The sequence below is a fragment of the Wolbachia endosymbiont of Muscidifurax uniraptor genome (assembly GCF_054149795.1).
This window is the reverse complement of the sequence record NZ_CP083727.1, coordinates 122,106-147,109: the sequence shown is the minus strand read 5'-3', so window position 1 is coordinate 147,109 and position 25,004 is coordinate 122,106. Positions and strand designations below refer to the sequence as shown.

General features: G+C 35.3%; 21 protein-coding genes and 3 pseudogenes. 6 read left to right on the top strand and 18 right to left on the bottom strand.

Annotated elements, in window-relative coordinates:
* Nucleotides 1-6: 6 nt before the first annotated feature.
* Entirely contained in the window at nucleotides 7-1,287 is a 1,281-nt protein-coding gene (gene ispG, locus LA754_RS00750; protein ID WP_077188516.1) for a flavodoxin-dependent (E)-4-hydroxy-3-methylbut-2-enyl-diphosphate synthase, read from the top strand.
* Nucleotides 1,288-1,301: 14 nt separating this feature from the next.
* On the opposite strand, the gene LA754_RS00745 is transcribed toward ispG, so the two are convergent.
* The 8 genes and pseudogenes from LA754_RS00745 to LA754_RS00710 all read right to left on the bottom strand — a co-directional run bounded on the left by LA754_RS00745 (nucleotide 1,302) and on the right by LA754_RS00710 (nucleotide 7,679).
* Nucleotides 1,302-1,772, bottom strand: coding sequence for a hypothetical protein (locus LA754_RS00745; protein ID WP_077188515.1), 471 nt, complete (start codon nucleotides 1,770-1,772; stop codon nucleotides 1,302-1,304).
* The gene (locus LA754_RS00740) at nucleotides 1,765-1,890 is read right to left on the bottom strand and encodes a hypothetical protein (protein WP_338482731.1); all 126 of its coding nucleotides are present in this window, start codon (nucleotides 1,888-1,890) and stop codon (nucleotides 1,765-1,767) included. The genes LA754_RS00745 and LA754_RS00740 overlap by 8 nt, the downstream gene beginning before the upstream one ends.
* Before the next feature lie 33 nt (nucleotides 1,891-1,923).
* Nucleotides 1,924-2,872 (bottom strand): annotated as a pseudogene (locus LA754_RS00735) (IS5 family transposase).
* 43 nt (nucleotides 2,873-2,915) lie between these two features.
* Nucleotides 2,916-3,080 (bottom strand): hypothetical protein, encoded by a 165-nt coding sequence (locus LA754_RS00730; protein WP_353285757.1) that lies wholly within the window; start codon nucleotides 3,078-3,080, stop codon nucleotides 2,916-2,918.
* The gene (gyrB, locus tag LA754_RS00725) at nucleotides 3,067-5,454 is read right to left on the bottom strand and encodes a DNA topoisomerase (ATP-hydrolyzing) subunit B (RefSeq protein WP_077190095.1); all 2,388 of its coding nucleotides are present in this window, start codon (nucleotides 5,452-5,454) and stop codon (nucleotides 3,067-3,069) included. The genes LA754_RS00730 and gyrB overlap by 14 nt, the downstream gene beginning before the upstream one ends.
* 208 nt (nucleotides 5,455-5,662) lie before the next feature.
* A complete protein-coding gene (locus tag LA754_RS00720; protein WP_006279764.1) occupies nucleotides 5,663-6,271 on the bottom strand; it encodes an SCO family protein in 609 nt (202 codons plus the stop codon).
* Between the two features lie 44 nt (nucleotides 6,272-6,315).
* Nucleotides 6,316-7,011, bottom strand: a complete 696-nt coding sequence (dnaQ, locus tag LA754_RS00715; protein WP_006279763.1) for a DNA polymerase III subunit epsilon — start codon at nucleotides 7,009-7,011, stop codon at nucleotides 6,316-6,318.
* Between the two features lie 17 nt (nucleotides 7,012-7,028).
* Nucleotides 7,029-7,679 (bottom strand): Tim44/TimA family putative adaptor protein, encoded by a 651-nt coding sequence (locus LA754_RS00710; protein ID WP_006279762.1) that lies wholly within the window; start codon nucleotides 7,677-7,679, stop codon nucleotides 7,029-7,031.
* Between the two features lie 164 nt (nucleotides 7,680-7,843).
* Between LA754_RS00710 and secB the strand changes: the two genes are divergently transcribed.
* From secB to putA, 3 genes are all read left to right on the top strand, one after another.
* Nucleotides 7,844-8,347 carry a protein-export chaperone SecB gene (secB, locus tag LA754_RS00705; protein WP_006279761.1) on the top strand — a complete coding sequence of 168 codons (504 nt, stop codon included), beginning with the start codon at nucleotides 7,844-7,846 and terminating at the stop codon, nucleotides 8,345-8,347.
* Between the two features lie 14 nt (nucleotides 8,348-8,361).
* Nucleotides 8,362-10,947 (top strand): aconitate hydratase AcnA, encoded by a 2,586-nt coding sequence (gene acnA / locus LA754_RS00700; RefSeq protein ID WP_006279760.1) that lies wholly within the window; start codon nucleotides 8,362-8,364, stop codon nucleotides 10,945-10,947.
* A gap of 134 nt (nucleotides 10,948-11,081) precedes the next feature.
* Complete coding sequence (gene putA / locus LA754_RS00695; RefSeq protein WP_006279759.1) at nucleotides 11,082-14,222, top strand: bifunctional proline dehydrogenase/L-glutamate gamma-semialdehyde dehydrogenase PutA; 3,141 nt, start codon at nucleotides 11,082-11,084, stop codon at nucleotides 14,220-14,222.
* A gap of 141 nt (nucleotides 14,223-14,363) precedes the next feature.
* Here putA and LA754_RS00690 read toward each other — a convergent pair.
* A pseudogene (locus LA754_RS00690) lies at nucleotides 14,364-14,551 on the bottom strand (IS4-like element ISWosp8 family transposase); the annotation flags it as partial.
* 22 nt (nucleotides 14,552-14,573) lie between these two features.
* Nucleotides 14,574-15,358 (bottom strand): IS5 family transposase gene (locus LA754_RS00685; RefSeq protein WP_238513981.1). Its coding sequence is split into 2 segments (ribosomal slippage): nucleotides 14,574-15,037 and nucleotides 15,037-15,358, totalling 786 coding nucleotides; the frame shifts between segments, so codons are not numbered across the junction.
* Nucleotides 15,359-15,550: 192 nt separating this feature from the next.
* Between LA754_RS00685 and LA754_RS00680 the strand changes: the two genes are divergently transcribed.
* Nucleotides 15,551-16,562 (top strand): IS630 family transposase gene (locus LA754_RS00680; protein ID WP_410530061.1). Its coding sequence is split into 2 segments (ribosomal slippage): nucleotides 15,551-16,030 and nucleotides 16,032-16,562, totalling 1,011 coding nucleotides; the frame shifts between segments, so codons are not numbered across the junction.
* A 14-nt stretch (nucleotides 16,563-16,576) separates the two neighbouring features.
* Here LA754_RS00680 and LA754_RS00675 read toward each other — a convergent pair.
* The 8 genes and pseudogenes from LA754_RS00675 to LA754_RS00640 all read right to left on the bottom strand — a co-directional run.
* A pseudogene (locus LA754_RS00675) lies at nucleotides 16,577-17,524 on the bottom strand (transposase); the annotation flags it as partial.
* 266 nt (nucleotides 17,525-17,790) lie between these two features.
* On the bottom strand, nucleotides 17,791-18,135 hold the full coding sequence (locus LA754_RS00670) for a DMT family transporter (RefSeq protein WP_006279756.1): 345 nt from the start codon (nucleotides 18,133-18,135) through the stop codon (nucleotides 17,791-17,793).
* Nucleotides 18,136-18,151: 16 nt separating this feature from the next.
* On the bottom strand, nucleotides 18,152-18,466 hold the full coding sequence (locus tag LA754_RS00665; protein WP_006279755.1) for a DMT family transporter: 315 nt from the start codon (nucleotides 18,464-18,466) through the stop codon (nucleotides 18,152-18,154).
* Nucleotides 18,467-18,565: 99 nt separating this feature from the next.
* Nucleotides 18,566-19,672 (bottom strand): D-alanyl-D-alanine carboxypeptidase family protein, encoded by a 1,107-nt coding sequence (locus LA754_RS00660; protein WP_006279754.1) that lies wholly within the window; start codon nucleotides 19,670-19,672, stop codon nucleotides 18,566-18,568.
* Between the two features lie 713 nt (nucleotides 19,673-20,385).
* The gene (locus LA754_RS00655) at nucleotides 20,386-21,144 is read right to left on the bottom strand and encodes a cell division protein FtsQ/DivIB (protein WP_006279753.1); all 759 of its coding nucleotides are present in this window, start codon (nucleotides 21,142-21,144) and stop codon (nucleotides 20,386-20,388) included.
* Nucleotides 21,125-22,144 carry a D-alanine--D-alanine ligase gene (locus LA754_RS00650; RefSeq protein ID WP_049973618.1) on the bottom strand — a complete coding sequence of 340 codons (1,020 nt, stop codon included), beginning with the start codon at nucleotides 22,142-22,144 and terminating at the stop codon, nucleotides 21,125-21,127. The genes LA754_RS00655 and LA754_RS00650 overlap by 20 nt, the downstream gene beginning before the upstream one ends.
* A gap of 60 nt (nucleotides 22,145-22,204) precedes the next feature.
* Nucleotides 22,205-23,248 carry an RDD family protein gene (locus LA754_RS00645; RefSeq protein ID WP_049973617.1) on the bottom strand — a complete coding sequence of 348 codons (1,044 nt, stop codon included), beginning with the start codon at nucleotides 23,246-23,248 and terminating at the stop codon, nucleotides 22,205-22,207.
* Nucleotides 23,249-23,436: 188 nt separating this feature from the next.
* Nucleotides 23,437-23,811: a ferredoxin family protein gene (locus LA754_RS00640; protein ID WP_077188509.1), complete on the bottom strand. Its 375-nt coding sequence runs from the start codon at nucleotides 23,809-23,811 to the stop codon at nucleotides 23,437-23,439.
* A 61-nt stretch (nucleotides 23,812-23,872) separates the two neighbouring features.
* Between LA754_RS00640 and dprA the strand changes: the two genes are divergently transcribed.
* Complete coding sequence (dprA, locus tag LA754_RS00635; protein WP_006279749.1) at nucleotides 23,873-24,961, top strand: DNA-processing protein DprA; 1,089 nt, start codon at nucleotides 23,873-23,875, stop codon at nucleotides 24,959-24,961.
* Nucleotides 24,962-25,004 lie beyond the last annotated feature (43 nt).

The window sequence follows — 25,004 nt, the reverse complement described above, 5'->3', positions numbered from 1 at the left end:
AATAATATGCTAGATACAGACCTGATATTGAATGACGATGCATGTGAATTATCGCCAATTTCCAGGCACAAAACTCATGTTGTAGAAGTTGGAAAAGTAAAGATAGGCGGAAATAATCCTGTAGTTGTACAATCTATGGCGCTTGGTGTGCATATAGATTCTGATAATATAAAAAGTAGCGCAAAACATTATGCAAAAGAGATAACAGAACTAGCGCGTACAGGTTCAGAATTGGTGCGAATTGCCTTGAACTCAGAGGAGGTAGCAAGAGCAATACCTTATATAGTAGAAGAGATAAATAAAGAAGGTTTTGACGGTAAAATATTGGTAGGCTGCGGTCAATATGAGCTAGATAAATTAGTTCAAGATTATCCAGACAACATCAAAATGCTGGGTAAAATTAGAATCAATCCAGGCAATATAGGCTTTGGCGACAAACGTGATGAGAAGTTTGAAAGGGTGATAGAGTATGCAATAATGCACGATCTTCCGGTTAGAATTGGGGTAAATTGGGGTAGTCTTGATAAATACCTTTTGCAAAAATTGATGGATGAAAACTCTTCGCTTAGTAATTCAAGGCCTTCTGATGTTATACTGCGCAAAGCACTTGTAATGTCTGCTCTTGATAGTGCAAAAAAAGCTGAAGGAATTGGTCTAAATTCAAACAAAATAATCATTTCATGTAAAGTTAGCAAAGTGCAAGATTTAATTTTAGTTTATATGGCACTTGCAAAATCTTCCAATTATGCGCTGCATTTGGGTTTAACTGAGGCTGGTATGGGCAATAAAGGTGTGGTAAATACCGCAGCAGGGCTTACTTATTTATTGCAAAATGGCATTGGAGATACAATACGGGCTTCTTTGACTCAACGTCCTGGTGAATCGCGTACTAATGAAGTGGTGGTGTGTCAGGAAATATTGCAGTCTATAGGCTTGCGATACTTTAACCCTCAGGTTAATTCATGTCCTGGTTGTGGGCGCACGAGCAGCGATCGTTTTCGTATATTAACTGAAGAAGTGAATGGCTATATAAAAACTCATATGCCGATGTGGAAGAAAAAAAATCCAGGTGTAGAGCATATGAACATTGCTGTTATGGGATGCATAGTAAATGGTCCTGGAGAAAGCAAACACGCAAATTTGGGAATCAGCTTACCTGGATATGGAGAAAAACCTGTTTCAGCAGTCTACAAAAACGGCAAATATTTCAAAACTTTACAAGGTGATAATGTCTCTGAAGAATTTAAGGCAATTATTGATAATTATGTGAAGAAACATTACACGTAACCTTTCACGGTTAATTATGACCTTACCCATAAATGGAAGAAGATCTGATAGGCTTTCATATACTTAACTTCAATATTAGCTTTTCTTGATCTCTGGTTTCCACCTTTAGTAACTTCTAGAGAAATTTTCTTTTTTACTGGCAGTTGAGTGATGCGTGTTTGCAAATCTGTTTTTCCGACTTCAGTACAGATAAATCTTCTATTAGCTCGATTGCGGATTACATAAAAACTACCTAACGTCTCAGCCACCCATAAAAATTTGAAGATGTCTGCTTCCCTATCACCAAGGGTAACAAGTTGTACATTTGGAGGAAGGTTGTTTATAGTTTCTTTGAGAGCTGTTATCCACTTATAACTTTCTTTTTCTTCTATGGAGGTACGGTATTTTCTGTTTGCTTTTTCTTGTGCCGTTTCTTCTTCCCTAATAGAACGCGCCCAACATTGTTGGGAAGATAGACCTAAAGGTAATCCGTCTTTGCTAGGCACTATGCAACAGTAAACCCATTTTATGCTTTGTATAAGCTTTAGAAATACTGCCTAGTCTCTTGGTCTTTATATGAGAGTCAAAATCCAAATAACTGGATTCCAGTGGGCTTTGTTGCATCGCTCTTCGGATAGTAGGTAACGTACAATAAATTCATGAAGCTATCTCAAACTTAGCCATGCCTATTTCAGTAAATTTGTTAAGCAAATAACATTTGAGTAGCAGTTCCCTCTCACGATTCATTTCAGATTTGTTCCTAAAACTAAATCCAAATGTCTTTTTTAATCGCGAGAAAAAACCTTCTATATAAGATCTTTTTCCATAACTCATCTCTTTTTTCCACTTCTTTATACCATCTTCATCATATGACTTTATGAGCTTGACTGCAGAATTTCTCTCAGCCATATAGTCTAACTTTGGATGCTCTGCTGCGTTGTTTTTCGGAGGAATTTTCGTTTTTATACCATATTGATTACACAGCTTATAGAGCTTTTCTCTGTCATATGCCCTATCTGCATATAGTACTTTTATGACATACTGAAAATCGACTTCTTTTAGCAAATCACAAGCTCCATAGTGATCAGAGTAGACACCGTTACTGTATTTTACAGCTATGGCTTTTTTGCTGTTTGTATTCAACATTACATGCAATTTTCTTGTCTGTTCATAGCTGCGATACTTTCTATCTTCGCTATTTTCTTTGCTATGACCAGGAGTGTTGTTGTATATACTAATTCCTGTACTGTCTATAGCAATTTCGATATCTTCCATATTATTTTCTGCAATCATTGATCTTAATATTGAGTTTCTTAAACCTTCTTGATGATTGTGAATAGCTGATAACTTGCAAATTTTTCCCAATTTGCTCAAGGTATCCTGCTATAAACCCAACTGTTTGCCTCAGGCCTATTCTAAATAAACAAGTTATTATGTGCACCAAAATTACAACTTTATCGCTATAAATATTGTTGCCACCTGGTATTTTTGGACCATTCTCGTACCACTTTTCTATGGCTTCGTTGATATAATGAAAAATATTTCCTCTTTTTTCTAGAAATTTGTTATATTCGCTATGGTTACTGACCCTCATTTTTTGTGACATATTTTTTCTTCAACAGTTAAATCGCTATTTATAATGAATTTTGTCAGTAGCCACCAGATTTTTCAGTTGCTATGCAACAAAGCCATTCCAGTGTCAAGCACTGGAATGACACCGTTATAAAGAAACCAGTGTCAGCTACTTGAATGACACAGTCTTTGCTTAAACCCGTAACGTTCGTACATTTTGCTAAAAGTTCAAATATCAACATCATGCACGTTGAGTGCATTGCTATTAATAAAATCACGGCGTGGTTCAACTATATCACCCATTAGTATTGAAAATATGGAATCAGCTTCTTCACAATCTTTTATTTCAACCTTTAGTAAAGTTCTAGCCTCAGGATTTAACGTAGTATCCCATAGCTGATCAGCATTCATTTCACCAAGACCTTTAAATCTCTGCAGAGTTAAACCTTTTTTACCATAGTCCATTATTATTTTTGCAAGCGTACTTGGAGAAGTGATTCTTATTTCAGTTTCTTGTGACTTTAAAAATGAATCACCATTAAATAAATTACTTATACCATCAAGCAAACTTAATATGTTTTGCATATCTTTGCCTTCAAGCATACTAAGTGCAAATATATATTTGTCTGCCAATCCTTGAAACAATTTAGAGATATGAATTTCTTTTTCTTCATCTTTTATTTCCACTTCCCAAGTGTATTCGCTGTACATTAACTTCAAATACTTTAATATCTCATCAGCCGATGATAGAGCATTCTTTTTACTTAAAATTAGCAATGACTCTAAGAGATTTTGTGGTATTTCTCTATCATAATTTTTGCTAATATTAGAAATGCCAACGCATTTATTCAAAATAAGGCGCAAATCGTTAAATTCTGTAGCTGTACTACTTAGTGTTAATCTTTTAACTGCTGAGTTTATTATATACTCTTCAAAAGTTTCGTCATCTTTAATATAAGTGTCTTTAGCATTCTTTGTAACTTTATAGAGGGGTGGCTGTGCTATGTATAAGTAGCCTTTTTCAATAACTTCACGCATGTGTCTAAAAAAGAAAGTCAGAATCAAAGTTCTTATATGTGAACCATCAACATCTGCATCTGTCATGATGATAATTTTATGATATCTAGCTTTTTCAATATCGAAGTGTTCACTCCCTATTCCAGCACCAATTGCAGTAATTAAAGAGCCTATTTCTGCAGATGAAAAAATACGATCTAAACTTACACGTTCTACGTTTAGAATTTTTCCTCTTAAGGCAAGCACTGCTTGTGTTTTACGATTACGCCCCTGCTTTGCAGTACCACCCGCTGAATTACCCTCTACTATAAATAATTCCGATAACTCAGGGGCTTTTTCCTGGCAATCAGCAAGCTTTCCTGGCAGAGTTGCAATATCAATATTGTTTTTGCTTTTAACTAGCTCTCGTGCTTTTCTTGCGGCTTCTCTTCCTTTTGCTGACCTAATTGCTCTTTCTACTATGCTTGCCGCCAATTTGGGATCAGTTTCAAGGATTGTGCTCAATTTATCAGAAACTATACTTTCTACAACTGCACGTGCTTCAGAACTAACTAGTTTATCTTTTGTTTGTGAAGAAAACTTAGGGTCAGGCATCTTGAGAGATAAAACACAAGTTAAACCTTCTCTAACGTCCTCTCCAGTTAAATTTACTTTTGCTTTCTTTAAAAACCCTTCATTAGTTGCATAGTTATTGATACATCTAGTTAGTGCAGATCTAAATCCTGCCAAATGCGTACCACCATCTCGTTGCCGTATATTATTAGTGAAACACAACATATTCTCATAGTAGGAATCATTCCATTCCATCGATATTTCCAAGCTGATGCCAAGATCTTCTGCATCTCCTTTCATACTGGCAATTTTAGTTACATGTGTCTTATTCTTATCTAAATACTGCACAAAATTTGCTGTACCAAAATTGTCTTTAGATTGATTGCTCTGATTGAAATGAGATTCTGTATATGGTTCATTGCGCAGATCACGTAAAGTAATGTCGATATTTGAATTTAAAAATGCTAATTCTCTTATACGACTTTCAAGCGTTGAGTAACTGAAATTAATGCCATTAAAAGTCTCTGTTGATGGCATGAACGTGACTTTAGTTCCTCTTTTGTTTGTATTTTCGTTGACTACCTTTAAAGGTTCAATAGACTCACCATCTTCAAAACGCATAAAGTGTTCTTTCTTATTGCGCCAAATAGTTAATTCCAACCAGCTTGATAATGCATTCACAACTGAGATTCCAACACCATGTAATCCCCCAGAAACCTTATAGGTATTGCTGTCAAATTTACCACCAGCATGGAGTTGAATCATTATTACCTCTGCTGCTGATATTCCTTCTTCTTCATGAATGTCAGTTGGAATGCCACGACCATTATCAGTTACAGATACTGAACCATCTGCATTTATACTAACTTCAATTTTATCACAATATCCAGCTAAAGACTCATCTATTGCGTTGTCAACAACCTCATATACCATGTGGTGCAAGCCAGATCCATCGTCAGTGTCACCAATGTACATACCTGGACGTTTCCTTACAGCATCAAGACCCCTTAAGATTTTTATTGCATCGGCATTATAACTATTTTCCATGGTATTGCTTCGTTTATGAATGTTAATTAATATTACATTCATATATGCTGATTAGCAACATTTTTAAACTGATAACCCATATTAAAAGCACAATTTTACGAATGTTTATTTTTGAAGACAGCAAATAGTGTCATTCCAATGTGTCTTCCAGGTGGAGATTAAATTATAACGCTCATGCAGTTGCGTAATTAACAGAAGAATCTATAATTCAGTTTACGTATTTTCTGATCTCAGCCAAAATCTTATCAGATTGACTTTCGTCTGAATTTAAATCGGCTGCAAAGTGTGTAACATATTTTCCTCCAGGGCCAATAAGATATATTATCGAAGAATGGTTGATTTCTTCTTCTCCACCAACTTTGCTTGCATATACTTTGTATTTCGCAACTACTTCGTCTATTTTTTCTCTTTCACCAGTTAACATTTGTATTCTGTGGTCAAATTGCTGCTGAAATTCTTTAAGTCTTTCCGTGCTATCGTGCTCAGGATCAACTGTGATAAAAAATGTTTGTAGCTTGTTGTTAGTTTTCTCATCTAACTTTGCAAGTGTTTCTGAAATTATTCCAAGGTTCATAGGGCAAGCTCTTTTGCATGAGGAAAACCCAAAGAAAATCATCATGTATTTATCTTTAAAATCACTACTGCGCAGGATCTGTCCGTCCTGATTAATTAAAGAAAAATCTCCGCCTATCTTAACTTCTGCGTTGTGAATCGCTACTGGGGCAAATATGCCTTTTTTAGTGAAATAACAATAACCTAAAAAAACAACTGCTAATGCTGCTAGCACATTAGATAACAATCTTACAAACCTTACCATTAGAATGCTCTCAGTAAAATTAAATTGTATCTTTATTGGTTGATCTATTCAATACATTTATTCCAAAGTGTATTGTTAATTTTGTCTAACAGTTTCTTATGTTCATCAATTTCTTCACTATTTGGTGAATGTTCTCTGGGAGTTAGATTACGCACTTTATGCTGAACGAATGTAGAGTTACTGTCCTGATTGCATTCATTATCAAACAGAAAGGTTTGTAACCCTCCTGTAAGTTCAACATATACCTTTGCAAGCAATTGAGCATCAACTAGTGCTCCGTGCAATTCTCTATTCTCTAGCGATATATCAAAACGCTTACATAATGCATTCAAAGAAGCAGGTGATCCTGCGAATTTTTTCCTCGCAAGAGGTAATGTATCTAGCACTCTATCTGAGGAAATTAACCCAGCATTCAGCTTGCTTAACTCCATGTTAAGGAACTTAACATCGAATTCAGCGTTGTGAATTACCAAAATATCATTAGATATAAAGTCAAGAAATTCAAGTGCAACATCTGAAAATAATGGTTTATCTTCTAAAAATTCTTCACTAATACCGTGAATCTTAAATGAGTGATAAGGTATATCTCTTTCTGGGTTAAGGTACCGATGGAATACTTTACCTGTTGGAATGCGGTTAATTAATTCCACACACCCTATTTCAATAATTCGATGACCAGATCCAGTGTCAAGACCTGTCGTTTCAGTGTCAAGTACTATTTCGCGTAGCTTGCTTTCCATTTCAAAAAAAACTCATCTTACTTGTCATTTGTCTTATCGTTACTTGTCTTTTTATAGTGAATAGAAACAAGCAACCAGCTTGGGTCTGATGAATTAACATTTTTTTTGAATTGCCATACATCCTCAACTTTATTAATGGTGGATGTACTACCTGATATGATATCCCCTTTATTATTCTTAACGAAGTTAATTTGCTCTGAAAGGAAATATACTGCAATAAACACTGCGTTTTTTACTAGCTTTATTTCTAAAATCTTTTGTGAAACAATAGAAACAATTATAGACTCGTGCACCTCTTTACGATGTTTAATCTTCTCTGCAAAATTATCATATAAGTCTTTATCGAGAAGTGGTTTTAACTGAGACAAATTTCCTTGATTGAAACATTTTATTATTAATTCAAAAGCTATGCTTGAACCTTCTATAAAGTGGGAAATAGAAAAATCTTTGTTTTTTTTTAATATTTGTTTATAAGTAACTTTTATTGAATTTTCATCATTGCTATCAATGTAACCCTCAATGTTTTCTACTACATCTTCTCTACTTCGGCTTACATCCAATACATTAGTTAGCTTTTTTAGGTTGAGGTTGGCTGACCTTCCTAAAGAATTATACAAACGTGAAAAAATGAACGCCGCTAATAAAGCATATATTACAAGCTCTATCATAGTAACTCAACTCCTTGGCATATAAAGTATCCGAACATTATTAATTATTAATGAAAATATGTTTTTCATATCAACTTATAATCAGGTTTGCTATTCGTTTGTAAATGAATATATTATATAAGAAAGTATTAAATATCTCAACTTAATTAAAGGAGACGTAAGAAATGCCACAACAAAAAATGAGAATTCACGGTCAATATGTTAAAGATCTGTCATTTGAGAATCCGAATTCGCCATTCCTTTCTTCTAGTAAAGCTCCAGATATTAATGTAATGGTTAATATCAATTCAGCAAAATTAGAAGGGACGAAAAACAAAGAAGAAGTGAATGAAGAAAAATCTTTCCATGAAATTACTTTGCATATAGAAGTCAAAGCAACGGTAAAAGATGAAGGCATAAAAGATGGCGTAGCTTTCATTTGTGAGACGAAATATTGTGGTATTTTTTCAATAGAAAATTTAAAAGAGTTGAGTGAGGAAGAGGTAAGACAAGCTTTGTTTATTGGCGGACCTACTTTTCTTTTCCCTTTTGCAAGAGAAATAATTGCAAGAGTTACAAGTAGTGGTGGATTTCCCCCACTGATGCTAGATCCTATAGATTTTGAAACTATGTATGAGCAGCAAGGTCAACAACAAAAAAGTAACGGTAGTAATTCCAATTTTAACTAATATGATGTAACTTGATGAATAATTCTTTAAACGCAAAAACGACTTTAAACATTGACGGGAAGTCATACAACTATTTTAGCCTAAGTAGTGTTAGTGAATTTTTAGGAATAGATGTGACTAAATTGCCCTGCTCACTTAAGGTTCTGCTTGAAAATTTATTGCGCAATGAAGATGGAGTAAACGTAAAGCTGGATGACATAAGAGTGCTAGCAGACTGCGTTAATAAACACACTAATCACGAAATTAGCTATAAACCAGCAAGGGTGTTGATGCAAGATTTTACAGGGGTTCCTGCTGTTGTTGATCTAGCTTCAATGCGGAGCTATGTTAAGAAAAATGGAGGAAACCCGAGCAACATAAATCCGTCTGTACCGGTTGATCTTGTGATTGACCATTCTGTTCAAGTAGATAGTTATGGAAGTGTTTCCGCATTCAGTAAGAATGTTGAGCTAGAAGTAAAAAGAAATTTGGAGAGATATCAATTTTTAAAGTGGGGGGAATCGTCCTTCACAAATTTTAGAGTAGTGCCGCCTGGCACAGGGATTTGCCACCAAGTGAATCTTGAATATTTAGCGCAAGTTGTGTGTAATAATGATGGAGTCATATATCCTGACACTTTAGTTGGTACTGACAGCCATACTACAATGGTTAACGGATTATCAGTTCTTGGTTGGGGTGTTGGAGGCATAGAAGCTGAGTCTGTGATGCTTGGTCAACCAATTAGTATGGTGATTCCAGAAGTAGTTGGATTTAAATTAATTGGCAGATTGCCGGAAGGAGTAACTGCGACTGATTTAGTGCTGACGGTTACCAATATCCTAAGAACAAAAGGCGTTGTTGGTAAGTTTGTAGAATTTTATGGTGATGGTTTAGATTATTTATCTTTGGCAGATAGAGCCACTATAGCAAACATGGCCCCAGAGTATGGTGCAACTTGTGGGTTTTTTCCAATTGATCAGAAAACACTCGATTATTTACATTTAACAGGGCGACCAGAAAAGCTGATTAAGTTAGTTGAGGCTTATGCGAAAGAGCAAGGATTGTGGCGTGGCAATAATGAGTTAGCATTTTTTGACGCACTAGAACTTGATTTATCGAGCGTGAAGCCAGTAATGGCTGGTCCTAAAAGACCACAAGATAAGGTTTTTCTTTCACAAGTGGCAGAGTCTTTTTCTAAATCATTTTCAGTTAATGAGTCAAAGGAAAGCGATAAACTCCAAGATGGAAGTGTAGTTATTGCAGCAATAACAAGCTGCACTAATACCTCAAATCCAAGTGTGATGATTGCTGCAGGTCTTGTAGCTCGTAATGCAATTAAACTTGGATTAAAATCAAAGCCTTGGGTTAAAACTTCTCTTGCTCCAGGGTCACAAGTTGTAACAGAATATTTAGAAAAGTCTGGATTGCAGGTAGATCTAAATGCTTTGGGTTTTAATCTAGTTGGATATGGTTGCACAACTTGCATTGGGAATTCTGGTCCACTTAATAAAGATATAGAAAATGGCATTAAAAACAAAAACTTAACCGTTGCTGCAGTTTTATCTGGCAATCGTAACTTTGAAGGAAGAATTCATCCGTTAGTCAAAGCTAATTACTTGGCATCTCCGCCACTTGTTGTTGCATATGCACTTGCTGGTACTGTGCAAATTGATCTGACAAAAGATTCAATATGCAAAGATAAGAATGGAAATGATGTCTATCTCAAAGATATATGGCCAACAAACAATGAAATCGAAGATTGTGTTAAAAGTGTGGTAACACGTGAGATGTTCATACAAAAGTATAAGGATGTTTTTTCTGGTGATGAACATTGGCGAAAGATAAAGTGTGAAAAAAGTGAAATCTATAATTGGGATGCAAACAGCACTTACATACAAAATCCGCCTTATTTTGATAACTTATCACCTAAAAATAATAAAATCGATATAAAGGGTGCACAAATATTAGCAATGTTTGGCGATAGCATAACTACTGATCATATTTCCCCTGCGGGAAATATTGCCTCGAGTAGTCCTGCCGGTCTGTATTTAAAAGGGCTTGGAATTGAACCACAGGATTTCAATTCATATGGATCTCGTCGTGGTAATCACAATGTAATGATGCGTGGGACTTTTGCTAACATTAGAATAAAAAATGAAATGGTTAGCACCGAAGGTGGATATACAAAATATATTCCTTCTCAAGAAACTATGCCAATTTTTGATGCGGCGATGCGCTACAAGAAAGCTCTCATCATTGTGGCAGGAAAGGAGTATGGCACAGGTTCAAGTAGGGATTGGGCAGCAAAGGGTACTTTATTGTTGGGGATTAAAGTTGTAATTGCAGAAAGCTTTGAGCGTATACATAGGTCCAACTTAGTTGGTATGGGTGTTCTTCCACTTATATTCCAAAATGGAATAACCAGAAAGATATTTGATGGTAGCGAGGTAATAAGCATAAAAGGTGAAATAGTGCCGAGTGGAAATCTAGAATGTATCATCAAAAGAAAGGATAATTCAAGGCAATCAATTCAACTCAAATGCTGTGTACAAACCGCAACTGAGACTAAATACTTGATGTGTGGTGGAGTGTTGAGCTACATACTTGCACAATCTTTTTGATTTAGTGAAGTTATTGCATGGACTTCTTTTAGCCAGCCCTGATCCCTTTGTAAATAGCAATTTGCTCTGCGCAAAGTTATGATATAATTTCACCATACATATGGTGTCGGAGTATTTTTTGGAGATAATTATATATGATAAGCTCTATACAAGAACCTAATGAACTCAGAAAACGTTTACAAGGATTTTATCGTACTGATGAAAAGAGTTATATACGTTATCTTGTAGAAAAAGCAGAGCTTTCGGCTGATTCAAAAAATAGAATTTATAATATAGCAAAACAAGTTATTGAAAAAATCAAACACAATAAATTAAGTATTGTAGATTCCTTTATGCAGCAATACTCGCTTTCCAATGATGAAGGAATAGCGCTTATGTGTCTTGCTGAGTCACTACTTAGAATACCAGATGATTATACAATAGACGAGCTAATCAAAGATAAAATTGCCAATCAGGAATGGAATAAATATTTAGGGCACTCTTCTTCGTTGTTTGTTAATGCTTCCACATGGAGCTTGATGATAGGTAGCAGTATATTGAGAGATAATGAAGGCGATTCGAAGTTCTATTACGCAATTTCTAAGTTACTTAAGAATTTAGGAGAACCGATCATTCGCAAAGCAGTAAAACAAGCAATGTCTATGCTTGGTAATCATTTTGTTGTTGGAGAAACCATAGAAGAAGCTTTAAGGTACGCAAAACTAGATGACAATAGTAAGTTTTTATACTCTTTTGATATGCTTGGCGAAGCTGCTCACACAACTGAGGATGCAGAAGAGTATTTTAATTCATACATGCACTCAATAAAAGCTATAGGTGAATCCACTGAAATAAATGATTGTTTTAAATCCCATGGAATTTCAATCAAACTTTCTGCTTTACACCCACGTTATGAATTTAGTCAACTTGGCCGAATTGCTGGTGAGATATTCACTAAGGTTTTAGAGCTCTGCCGCGAGGCAAAAAAATACAACATTTCACTATGCATAGACGCAGAAGAAACAGAAAGGCTTGAAATTTCCTTAATCTTGTTTGAACAATTACGGCTTGATGAATCACTTTCTGAGTGGGAAGGGCTCGGCTTGGCTGTACAAGCATATCAAAAACGTGCTTTATCTGTTCTTGACTTTGTAGAGGATGTTGCTATTCGATCAAATCATAAAATTATGGTGAGGCTTGTAAAAGGTGCATATTGGGATTCAGAAATCAAGTGTACGCAAGAATTGGGATTAAATGATTACTCAGTATTTACAAGAAAAAGCTATACTGACGTATCTTACCTCGTGTGCGCACAGAAACTTTTGAGTAAACCAAACAGCTTTTACCCATGCTTTGGAACTCATAACGTCTATACTTTTGCTTCTATCATGGAACTTGCTGATAAAAACCACCCTGGATTTGAATTTCAACGCTTACATGGAATGGCAAAAGACTTATATGATTATGCAATGTCAGAGCTTGCAACAAATGTTAGCTGTCGTGTCTACGCACCCGTTGGGGAACATAGTGACTTGTTGCCTTATCTTATAAGACGCCTTCTTGAAAATGGAGCTAATAGTTCGTTTGTTAATCAAATAAGTGATCCTAACGTTAAAATCGATGAGTTAATTTCAGATCCACTGGAAAAAGCTATAAATTTTAATTATGAACCTCATCCAGGCATTCCATTACCACAAGATATTTTGGGACCAGAAAGAAAAAATTCCTTGGGGATGGATATTAGTGATTCTGTGATAGTCTCACAATTTGCAGATGATATAAAGGGTTTTAGTGAAAAAAAGTGGCAAGTTGGACCAATAATTGATGGAAAAGCACTATTTGATAATGCTGAATTTATCGAAGTAGTGAATCCTGCACATTTGGAAAATGTAATTGGAGAAGTGTCAAGTGCAACAAGCGATCAAGCTTTAAACGCTCTTGAAATAGCACATAGTGCTTTTGCTAAGTGGCAGAATGTTTCAGCAGAAGAGCGCGCTAAATGCCTTGAAAAAGCTGCAGATTTGCTTGAGGAAAGGATGAAAGAGTTAATTTACATTCTGATTGTGGAAGCAGGAAAAATTTTATCCGATGCAATAGCAGAAGTAAGAGAGGCAATCGACTTTCTGCGTTATTATGCAATGATAGCAAAAAATGAACTGAGCGACTGGAAAAAATTGCCGGGCCCAACAGGTGAAGATAACTTCATCTTTTTTGAAGGCAGAGGAGTTTTCTTATGCATATCACCGTGGAATTTTCCGCTCGCTATCTTCATTGGGCAGGTCTCAGCTGCACTTGCAGCAGGTAATGCAGTGCTGGCAAAACCGGCAGAGCAAACGCCGATTATTGCCTACGAAGCTGTTAAGATACTACATGAAGCTGGGGTACCAAAGAATGTGTTACACCTCATTCCTGGGGATGGTGGATATTTAGGCAAAATATTAGTTCCAGACAATAGAATTGCCGGAGTAGCTTTTACTGGCTCAACACAAACTGCTCAAATAATCAATAAAATGCTTGCAAATAGGGATGGTCCTATTGTGCCACTTATTGCTGAAACAGGAGGGCTCAATGCTATGATAGTTGATAGCTCTGCTCTTTTAGAGCAAGTGGCTATGGATGCTTTGCTTTCTGCGTTTCGTAGCAGTGGTCAACGCTGTTCTGCGCTTAGAGTGCTGTTTATTCAAGAGGACATAGCAGAGAAGCAGATAAAAATGATATGCGGTGCAGCGCAAGAACTCAAGATTGGTAACCCAATACAACTTAGTACTGATATTGGTCCAATAATTGATAAAGCATCTATCGATATGCTCACTCAACATACGCAAAAAATGTCAGAGGATGAAGATTCAAATCTGTTATTTAAAGTACCCATGGATACAAATTCTCATAATGGTTATTTCTTTCCTCCATATATTTATGAGATACAAAAAATTTCGCAATTAAAGCAAGAGGTATTTGGTCCTATTTTACATATCATACGTTTTAACAAGTCACAATTAAATGAAGTTATAAGTGATATAAATAGTACTGGATATGGGCTTACGTTTTCTTTGCAGAGTCGTATACAAAGTCAAATTGACACTATAAGTAAAAAAATATCAGTTGGAAATGTCTACATCAACCGTAACCAGATAGGTGCAGCAGTTGGGATACAACCATTTGGTGGTAGAGGACTATCTGGCACTGGGCCAAAAGCTGGTGGTCCTCATTATTTACAGCGTTTTTCTACAGAAAAAGTTGTAAGTGTTAACACTACAGCATTTGGTGGTAACACTACACTTATGTGTTTGGATTAATTTGCAGGCCCTAATTTTTCTTACCCCTAAACTAGACGTTCGTGCAGTTATGTACACAGCGCTAAAATCCGAAAAGGACCAGCTCATGCACTGAAATAAATCGTATCCGTTCAGCCAATGGCGTCAACTTAAGAACTTTCATTAGCAAACTCTCCTAAAGACATGATGGCGTTTAGGCTTATCTACTTTATTGCGGCTGTCCCGGTCGGATTTTAACTTTAGCGCGTATACTTAAAAAGGGCTTGAAAGTTTTTTGGCGCAATAAGTACCTGATAGAGTTTCTGTCTCATTACACTAAATAAAACTGAAAAATTTAAACGATACTCAGAGGTTGTCCGGAAACAAGTAAATTCAAGCATATTCCCTCTTTAACATAACCCTACTCATAGCTAGGTATATGAAATTCTCAGTGGATGTTGTGAGTAAATCATACTCCTTCGATAGCCTTCTATTCCTATTAACCCAAGCAAAAGTCCTTTCTACAACCCATCTTCTTGGCTGTACCTTAAACCCTTGTTCTCTTGTTGGTAGTAGCTCAGGTGGCGTATCTTTGTGCACCCAAAATCTACATGGAGGCCTTGTAACAATTTCAATATCTATGTCATATTCTTCCTTTATGTGATTCTTTAAATTTCTTCCTTGGTATCCCATGTCAGCCCACATTTTTTTAACTTTAGTATATTTTGTTCTCATATTGTTTAATGCTATTTTAATACCATCTCTATCATTTTCGTTAGCAGCGCCTACGTAACAACCTAGTATAAAACCCTGAGTGTCTGTAATTATATGCCTTTTTCTACCCTTTACTTTTTTACTTCCATCATAGCCTTTGATCCCCCCTTTTCTGTAGTCTTTACAGATTGACTATCTACTATACAGGCACTTGGCTGCTCATTCCTTCCTATTTTTCTTCTACTATATTTTGTAATTTCATAATTCATTTTCTCAAAAATTCCCTGCTTCTTCCATTGCCTGAACTGCTCATACACAGTCTTCCATAGCGGAAAATCATTTGGTAAATACCGCCATTGACACCCTGTACGCAATACATAGAAAATTGCTTCTAATATTTCTCTTTTGCTATACTTTGGCGGCCTTCCTCCTTTCTTGTATGATACTCTGAAGTGTTTTTCTATTCTTGCCTATTCCCTTTCGCTTAGATCTGTTGGATACTTTTTTCTCATCTTTACCCCGTACTAAAATTTCAGATATTATAGCCTTTTACTTGTTTCCGGACAACCTCTAATACCAATTCCCATTACAGGGCAAACAGATGGACAATGATGGAAGAAAAGCCATACTGAAGTAAGTAAAATAGCGAGGTTTAAATGGCATTAAGATCAAAATTATTGGATGAAAAAGTAGTAGAATCAGCAAAAGAAATGCTGAAGAAAGTAAGGAATAATGCATATGTTTCAAAAAAACTAAATGCTGTAATTGCAGCAAAAAAGTACAGTATAACGGCTGTAGCAAAAATATATTGCATTTCAAGAAGCGCACTAACTTCGTGGGTAAAACTCTTGAAAATTGGCAGAGAAGAAAAACTGTTTGCTCCTTCACAACGTCGTAGAAAAACTAAATTAAATCAGGCTCAACTACAGCAAATTGAAGAGTGGATAGAAGAAAATCCTAATATCACCATTAAAGAAATGAGAATAAGAATCCAGGAAAAGTTCGGATTAAATATCAGCAAATCTACAGTACACCGCCATATGCAAAAGATGAAATTCTCATATATTACACCAAGACCAGTTCATAATGGACAAGATAAAAGCAAACAAGAGGAATTCAAAAAAAAATCTCAATTGAGCTATTAGCAAGTATCCAGAAAAAGAGCTATTTTTCTTTGATGAATCACGGTTTGGCACACATTCAAAAGTTGGACATGGGTGGTTTAAAAAGGGGATTAGAACACAGGTTAAAACAAAATTAGGTAGGCAAAATTTCTATCTCTATAGTGCAGTTAATCCTAGAAATGGAGAGAGTTCTAGCTTATTTGCACCAAATGTCAACACTGATTGCATGAACATATTTCTTGAGCAAATTTCGCAATATCTAGAAACACGAGAGGCTTTTCTCGTTATGGACTGTGCTAGTTGGCATAGGTCAAAAAATTTAAAGGTACCTAAAAATATCGACATTATATACCTACCTCCATACTCACCTGAGCTAAATCCTGTTGAGAGGCTTTGGTTATATATAAAACAGAACATTTTGCGCAATAAAATATACGATACAATTGCTCTACTTGAGGGTGCTTTGTGCAAATTTATTACTTCTCTTGCCAGCTCCACAATTAAACAACTCTGCAATGTTTCCTATTTGACTGGACAACAATGAGAATTGGTATAAGTAATTTGATCTGGGTTCCAAGGCCCTTGTGCATCACATATATGAAGCGATAATATATTGCACATGACCAAGTTTGCCCAAAATTCTTGTAATACAGCCTCTCCAGAAAAATTCTCTAACTCTGCTCCTACTTTGAGTCGTTTCCTCTATGTGCCACCTTAGCACATAAGCTTTGCTCCAAAGTCTCGGTCAAAAACTCTGTTTCTCAGTTGGCTAATGTCAGCACTATAACTCTTACTTTCTGTCCTTTCATTTTATTTTTTAGCTTTTCATTTTCTAATATAAAATCAAAATCTAATTCGCCAGCGTTCCCATAGCTTACTATAATTTCTTTTTTGCAAGCGAAAAATAAAATCTACTTCCAAATCATAATGCTGCTGAATGAATTTTACTGAAGACGATCATAGATAAATAATAATTTCTCTTGATTTAATAAACGCATTTGAGTGATAACTTCGGGTAATTGCTCTGCCGCCAACGTTTGTTCACCTATATTCCAAGCTGCAAGACGAGCACTACAAATCAGCGAAGTACACAAATCAACAAACAAATTGCCAATGGTGCCTGTTGTTCCATTTGGTTCAAACTCGGATACAATTTCCCCAGAGCTGGGTAATCTCATACCAGAACCATCTGCTGCAATAAGTCTATAGCCTCTCCAACTCAGGTTCATCCTGATAGGCTGTTTGGATGCTTAAATTCTTGAAAGCCTGTATGGCAAATCTTATACCTTGCTTTAGAAAAAGCTTGCTTTGATGGTACATGTCAATGGCTACATAAGTTCACATTCTATTCCCAAACTTTTTTTAACTAACTTTAAAATCATAGAAAATACTGTCGAAAAAGGAAGTTTTCTTGTTCGTGTAAAACTCAACACAATGGATTTTCTGAAAAGTTTTCGAGTATATTGCATTTTTAATTTGTAAGATAAGATCTTTTCCTTTTTGCATGCCTCACCTAAAAAAGACACATTTTAAACTTTTTTGTTGCAATAAAATAGAAACAAAAGTGCTGTCCCTTGCACTCTTTGGATAATTTAATGATAAAAAATTTAGAGAGAAATTTTATACACAATCTCTGACATTTTTCCTTAAGTTGACGCCATTGTGTGAACGGTTACGGTTTCCCGTCTTCACCATGCTATATAGAAAAAAGTCTGGATTCCAATTTGCATGACAATATGGAGTATCTGCTTCTTTCATCCCAGTGGGATCTTTTATTCCATTTTATCAACAGTTTGTTTTGCAGTATCAAACAATTTTAATCCTATAATCCCGAATGTAACTAAAATAAAGCATATTACTTCGAATAAATTAACTGGTTCATCAAATAGGTAAACTCCAAGTATCGAAGCTCCTATAGCGCCCACTCCAGTCCAAATTGCATAGCATACTCCGATAGGTATAGAACGTGTAGCGAGCGAAAGTAAATATGTACTAAGAGCCATGGAGAGTATGCTAATTATTGATGGTACGAGATGAGTAAATCCATAACTATGCTTAAGTGTTATGACCCAGAACACTTCAATTAGTGACGATAAGAGTAAATATATCCAATTCATGCATAAATTTTTAGGTTTAAATAGAGAGCTTTAGCCCTATGGTTCCTATTACAATTAAAACGATACATAAAACTTGATATAAATTAATATTCTCTGTGAAAGTGGTTGCACCAATTATAGTTATTCCAATTGTGCATATTCCAGAGGAAACTGCATAGCATACTCTAATAGGTAGAAAGCATGCTGCAAGAGATAAAAAATAAATGCTAATGATCATAATTACCAATGTTGCAATCGAAGGCACAACTTTAGTAAAACTGTTACTAAACTTTAGTGTTACAGCCCACAGTATCTCTAGGATACTAGACAGCAACAAATATAACCAGCACATTTTCGTAACACTTCAATCTTGTATTGTAACAGAAATTGTTAGTTAAAACTACACTAAAGTGCAATAGATCTCTCTTTCGAAATTGCTTTAATATCAAACTTAAAACAACATCCTAAAAAACTTTTCTACGAAATTCAATTCCTGCACGTCATTTGCTGCATAAAGTGGTGTAGTTTGTTGCTCAATACCTGGTATTTCTACAAAAACTTCGCCCACTTCTTGACCTTTTTTAATGGGTGCAGGTATCATATCTTTATATTCAATACGCACCTTAATTTGGTCATGCAATTTGCGGTTGTAAGTTATGGTAACATCGTTTGCAACTGTAATAGGCACTTTTTTATCTTTTCCATAGAGAACATTTACTTCCTCAACTACGCTATCCTTAGCGAATATTTTCTTGGTGTTAAAATGATTTAAGGAGTATTGTATCAGTCTTTTTGCTTCTTCTATTCGCTCTTTCTCAGTGTTTAAGCCATTTACGACAGCAAAAATTCTCCTATCATTTCGTTTTGCAGATGCTACAATGCCGTAACCACCAGCATTTGTATAACCGGTTTTTAAACCGTCAACCCCAATGTCGTGAAAAAGTAGAAGATTTTTATTCTTTTGTACAATTTCATTATATGTCAAATATTGTTCAGAAAATAAATCATAATATTCAGGAAAATCGGTGAAAATCCTTTTTGCCAGCATTACCAAGTCTTTTGCGTTCATAAAATGATCTTCATCTGGCCACCCGCTTGAGTTGACAAAATGACTGTCATTCAGATTCAAATTTTGTGCAACTTCATTCATTTCAGCCACAAAATTCTCTTCTGATCCTGCAATGCCCTCGGCTAGTGTTATGCAGGCATCATTGCCTGAGACTATTGTAATTCCTTCAAGTAATTCCCTCACCGTAACGGATTGACCTTCTTTCAAAAACATAGAAGAGCCTCTCCTTTCCCACGCTTTTCTACTTACTCGAAATTTATCCTCCATGTGTATTATTCCAGCTTTTAGATAATCGAAGGCTATATATAAAGTCATTAGCTTGCTCATTGAAGATGGGGCCATTTTTTCATCAGAATTATGGTCAAAAATGAATGAGTCTGAAGCTAAATCTAAGACTACTGCTTGCTTTGCTTTGGTTCTAAACTGGTATGAGTATGAAGAAAAAGGAAGTATAAAAACTAATAGCAAAATTACCAATCTGCTTAACATATCTATAATTTTAAATTTACAGTGCACTAATTAATAGTATAATTTTACAGGGGCATTTCAATAGATCTCTTGCATAAAAATTCCTTGACAAACCTCGCCAGCCCCCTTATCATGAAACTGAAGCTATTTATTTATCTTCTCTGTACAGATTAAATGACAAAAAAACTCACGTATCTGGCGTCCCATGTTTAATTTTTTGCACTATGTGCACCTTATGTCTTTATAAAATTTCTAGGTTTTTGCCTAATATAAGCTAAAATGCGCTTATAAAGCATTTAAAACATAAAAAAACGCCAACTTAAAAAATGGATAGTGAATAACTAGCTACCCTAGGGTTTCTTTTGCCTTTTTTTCTGTTTAGTAAATTTCTTAAACATTTATGACTAAAGGTTAGTTGCATTAAAAAGCAGCTAAATCGCGGTTATTAAGCGTTTAGAATAAAAAAACGCCATACTTGAAAGTATAATGTAAGTAATTAGCCAACCACGGGGCTTCTTTTGCCTTTTTTTTCGTTTGGTAAATTTCTTAAATATTTATAGCTAAACGACAACCGTCATCCCGCTACGTGTTAGCGGGATCTATGCCAAGAGATACCGTGAATGAATCGCGGTATGACGTAGGATTGCTGTCATTCCGCTGCTTGTTAACGGCTGAATACCGCGAATGAATCGCGGTATGACGGTTAAGTATCCCGCTGCTTGGATGACAGCAGATCACCTCTTCACAAAGATTTTATCAGTAATACGCATATCAATAATACTCCAATCGCTGAAAGTAAAATCAGTTGTATTTTGCAAGTGGTTTAAATATTCCCATGCACTATAAGGGTTATCTTCAGGCAGTTTTACTGTGGAATCGTTATCAAGTATGATATTCCATCTTCTATTCCCTATATAAGCAAAAGAAGAAATGTGGTCACTTAATTGAGTTTTACTCTCTAACACATCTCTAACAAATTCTAGGTTTGATAACGAGTTTTGTCCTGTAATTACAACAAGATCATCTACTGGATAGTTATCTACGATCACTTTGCCTTCGAAATCAATTACCGAGGTTTTGTTATTATCTTTCCAGAGAGCAAACGGTTTATGCTCATCTATATTAATGCGTAGAGTATTGGGCAAAATTCTGTGAACTCTTACGTGTTTTATCCACCTGCTTACGGATTGTATGTTACCGGCAAGTTTTGAAAGTGATATATACAGGATAGGTTGCGTTCTATCTGTCAAACTTAGAATATCCTTTTTGTTTGTAAATTTATTGCCGCTCACGACTACTTCGTCGATTGAAAATCCACTACTGAGTAATAAACTAGATAGGCAGTCATTATACCAAGTAAAGTAGTAATTAAATCGATTTATTATTTTATCAAGTGAGCTGTAAAGTATTAGCGTAAGAAAAAGTGCTGTGATAATAACCAAGGCACACTTACGCAAAAAACTCCTTTGGCTTCTAGTAATACTGCTCAACATGACTTAAATCCCTAATATTTTTGTGCTGCAAACTATCTTCAATAATAATTTTAACTAATTCATTAAAATTGATTCCTTTTGCCAATTTTGCAATTTCTGGCACTAACGATAACTCAGTAAAGCCAGGATGTGTATTAATCTCAAGCATTTTTAAAGTGTTATTCTTGGGATTATAACGAAAGTCTGAGCGGGAAATAGTTTTGCATCCTAAAAATTGATGAACTTTCAGTGCGTGTTCCAAGGTCATTTTATATATATTGTCAGGAATTTCAGCAGGAAATATATGTTCTGCAAATCCATCTGTATACTTTGCTTCATAATCATAGAATTTATTTTTTGGTCGTATTTCCATAGTGCCAATTGCTTCATCCAGCAATACAGCAGTATGTAACTCTATGCCCGGTATGTATTCTTCTACGATCATCAAATCTTTTGTCATAGAAGTAGCTCCTTCCTTGTCATCCAAGTAGCCAGATACTGTTTTTTTTTCCTGGTCACGCGCTGGAATGACATCAAATTTCAGTTTTAAATAATCCTCATGTGAGGAAACAATATGTACTCCGATGCTAGAGCCTTCATTAATTGGTTTTAAGACGTACGGATAATCAATTTTAATATTATTTTTTAGTAGATCTTCTCGGCTAATTACATAACCTTTTGGAGTATCAATACTAAGGGACCAAAATATATGCTTTGACATTGCCTTGTTCATAGCAACAGCAGAAGCCATAACTCCTGAGTGTGTATATTTTATACCTAAGATTTCCAATAAACCTTGAATGCAGCCATCTTCACCATAAGGTCCATGCAGAGCGATAAAAGCAAGGCCCGGATTAATTTTTTTAAGCTTTTCAGCAATGTTGCTGTCAACATCTATTTCTATTGCATTATATGAAAGGCTATCAAGTGCCTTCTTTACTGCTCTTCCACTCATAAGTGATATTTCTCTCTCACAAGAAAATCCACCACTTAAAATTGCTATAGTTGGAACCATGGGCACTCTTAGAAGAACCTTATTAATTATAACTACGTATATGAACCTTGTAAACAGAAGGGAAAGTTAGCTTGGAGGTTTATAATCTACTGCCACTGTCTTTGCAATTTTATCATGAAGAAACTGCTTGCGTTGGTCAAATATTGCACATATGAAAATTAGTATTGTGGTCATAAAGATTAAGCCTAATAAAGGATCAAACCACCATTCAGAGGTATACTTATCAAAAAATTTCCTTCTCGTAATGAATATGGGGAAGCAAATAACTTCAAATGAAATATGCCTAACTATTGCTTGCACTAGAGTAACATTTTCAAGTGTATTTGCATCTTTGATATTAATACCGCATAACAATTGTCCTGGAGTACCACCAAATCTTCTTATCATGAATACTCCGAATACTATCGATAGCAAAAAAGATAAGCAAATACGTATAATTAATAATTTAGGTCTAGCAATGTGAAAAACCACTCTTACAAGAATCAAACAGAATAAAGGAATTCCCTTAATAATAAGACTGTCAATAATATGCGCTAACACACGCCTAGTTATTCCCACATATACATAGTTTAATTTTGGGTAGCATGCTTCAGACCTATAATCCATTACTACTGTTTTTGTAATTTTGTCGTAGAAAAGCTGCTTGCGCTTATCAAATATTGCAAACATTAGAACCAATATTGGTAAAATAAAAAACCACTCAGAAATGTAGGTGGGTACCCACAAAAGTGCCTTGAGAGTGCTTCTCATCACTACTTGCATTAAAGCAGCGTTTTTAAGTGTGTTTGCATCTTTTATGTATATACCAAGTAGCAACTTTCCTGGAGTCCAACCAAGTCTTGTTATCATTAATACTTCCAATGCTATATATACTAAATCTTTCAATAATATATCTAAGTCTTCTAATATTTCATATCGCTCTGATATAAGGTCACTATTAGTGTCAATATCAGGAAAGACATAATTAAAAACATCGGCAAGGGGCTCTCCTGATAATATGAATAAAATTAATAAATAAAATAATGAATAACAGACTAGGAATATAATTTGGTCAACTATATAAGCTGCAGCACGCTTAGTTATTCCCGCATATTTTACTTTAATATCCATTTTATACCCCATATGATCCGTCTAATGTACCTATTAACAGTTAAATAGCAGTAAAATTGCTGTATTACTATTTGTATTCTCAAGTAAACTAGTTATGCTATCAAGGACATAAACAATACAGCCACTTTCAGCAATGCAAAACAATAACTGTGAGATACAAGAGAAATTTTCTTTTTCCTTCAGTAGCATTATTCTAAATTTTCGTCAAAATAAGCTGTTTTATCCTTTTTTTCCTTATACTCTTCTGCAGTATAGAGAGGTTGCTTCTTAGCTGTGATATTTGGCCATTTTTGTGAGTATTCTACGTTTATGTTGTAAAATGATTTGAAGATTTTTTGTTCACTGTTCAGTAACTCTTCATCTAGTTCTAAAATATCTTTTATGGAATCATCAGTTACAATTGCATCTACTGGACACTCAGGTATGCACACTCCGCAATCAATACATTCATCTGGGTTAATCACGAGCATGTTTTTACCTTCATAGAAGCAGTCAACGGGACATACTTCCACACAGTCCGTATATTTACATTTTATGCATTTATCTGTAACAAAATGCGTCATAAAACACTGTATATTTGCATTATCTTGGGTACACTAAATTGATAAGAAATTCAAGCCTTTTATGAAGATAAATAAATTGAACAACAAAGAATTAGAAGTATGGTTAAGCTTGGCTAGAACTATAGGACCAACAAAGTTTTTTAGTATACTAAGAACACATGGATCGCTAGATGAGGTGCTAAAATATCTCAATAGGGTGGCTAATAATAAGGTGTATGGCATTCAAGATGCACGAGAAGAAATCAATAATGCAGAAAGAATTGGAGCTAAAATTATACCCGCATGTGACCCAGATTACCCTGATCTTTTAAGAAATATCTCTAGTTGTCCTCCTGTAATAACTGCGCTTGGTGATATATCATTATTAAGCCGTGAGATAATTGCAATAATCGGTGGGCGTAACTCTTCAATGAATGGAAGAAATTTTGCCAATAAGTTGGCACTTGATTTAAGCGAAGCTGGTTTTGTTATCGTTTCTGGACTTGCAAAAGGAATCGATACTGCAGCAAACAGTGTAATATACAAAAATCATCCCACTATTGCTGTTACAGCAAGCGGAATTGATGTGGTGTACCCAAAAGAAAATTTTGATCTATACAAAAAAATCACCGAGAATGGTGGATTAGTAGTTACTGAGCTTCCATTTGCTACTAAACCAAAGCCTCAGTATTTTCCTCAAAAGAATCGAATTATATCTGGTCTATCGCTGGGTGTTGCAGTGATTGAAGCATCGAAACGTTCTGGCTCTCTAATAACAGCAGATTTTGCTTTAAATCAAGGGAGAGAGGTGTTTGCAGTTTCTGGTTTCCCTTTAGATTCACGCTGTAGTGGTAGTAATTATTTAATTAAAAACGGTGCTAAGCTTGTCGAATCCGCTGATGACATAATAGAGAGTATTAGGTTTAGTTTACCTCCGCAGCAAAAAAACCTATTTGATGTTGAGCACCATTTTGTTAACCAAAAACAAGAAAAATTACAACAGGCAAAATCTGTTATAGTTGATCATATTAACTCTGTACCTGTTGATATAGATGAACTTATATTAGCAAGCGGACTTTCTACCAACATAGCTCTAATGGCTCTTTTGGAACTAGAGTTGGAAAACAAAATAGAGCGTTCACCGGGGAATAAAATATCGTTAATTTTCTAGATTACTTTAGCTATACTAGATGCTCGTACAGACATATGCTTGA

What these genes read in the sequence shown, in the direction of transcription:
- ispG (WP_077188516.1), top strand. Translation starts at nt 7, where the DNA reads ATGCTAGATACAGACCTGATATTGAATGACGATGCATGTGAATTATCG.
- LA754_RS00740 (WP_338482731.1), bottom strand. Translation starts at nt 1,890, where the DNA reads ATGCAACAAAGCCCACTGGAATCCAGTTATTTGGATTTTGACTCTCAT.
- LA754_RS00730 (WP_353285757.1), bottom strand. Translation starts at nt 3,080, where the DNA reads ATGTTGATATTTGAACTTTTAGCAAAATGTACGAACGTTACGGGTTTA.
- gyrB (WP_077190095.1), bottom strand. Translation starts at nt 5,454, where the DNA reads ATGGAAAATAGTTATAATGCCGATGCAATAAAAATCTTAAGGGGTCTT.
- LA754_RS00720 (WP_006279764.1), bottom strand. Translation starts at nt 6,271, where the DNA reads ATGGTAAGGTTTGTAAGATTGTTATCTAATGTGCTAGCAGCATTAGCA.
- dnaQ (WP_006279763.1), bottom strand. Translation starts at nt 7,011, where the DNA reads ATGGAAAGCAAGCTACGCGAAATAGTACTTGACACTGAAACGACAGGT.
- LA754_RS00710 (WP_006279762.1), bottom strand. Translation starts at nt 7,679, where the DNA reads ATGATAGAGCTTGTAATATATGCTTTATTAGCGGCGTTCATTTTTTCA.
- secB (WP_006279761.1), top strand. Translation starts at nt 7,844, where the DNA reads ATGCCACAACAAAAAATGAGAATTCACGGTCAATATGTTAAAGATCTG.
- acnA (WP_006279760.1), top strand. Translation starts at nt 8,362, where the DNA reads ATGAATAATTCTTTAAACGCAAAAACGACTTTAAACATTGACGGGAAG.
- putA (WP_006279759.1), top strand. Translation starts at nt 11,082, where the DNA reads ATGATAAGCTCTATACAAGAACCTAATGAACTCAGAAAACGTTTACAA.
- LA754_RS00670 (WP_006279756.1), bottom strand. Translation starts at nt 18,135, where the DNA reads ATGAATTGGATATATTTACTCTTATCGTCACTAATTGAAGTGTTCTGG.
- LA754_RS00665 (WP_006279755.1), bottom strand. Translation starts at nt 18,466, where the DNA reads ATGTGCTGGTTATATTTGTTGCTGTCTAGTATCCTAGAGATACTGTGG.
- LA754_RS00660 (WP_006279754.1), bottom strand. Translation starts at nt 19,672, where the DNA reads ATGTTAAGCAGATTGGTAATTTTGCTATTAGTTTTTATACTTCCTTTT.
- LA754_RS00655 (WP_006279753.1), bottom strand. Translation starts at nt 21,144, where the DNA reads ATGTTGAGCAGTATTACTAGAAGCCAAAGGAGTTTTTTGCGTAAGTGT.
- LA754_RS00645 (WP_049973617.1), bottom strand. Translation starts at nt 23,248, where the DNA reads ATGGATATTAAAGTAAAATATGCGGGAATAACTAAGCGTGCTGCAGCT.
- LA754_RS00640 (WP_077188509.1), bottom strand. Translation starts at nt 23,811, where the DNA reads ATGACGCATTTTGTTACAGATAAATGCATAAAATGTAAATATACGGAC.
- dprA (WP_006279749.1), top strand. Translation starts at nt 23,873, where the DNA reads ATGAAGATAAATAAATTGAACAACAAAGAATTAGAAGTATGGTTAAGC.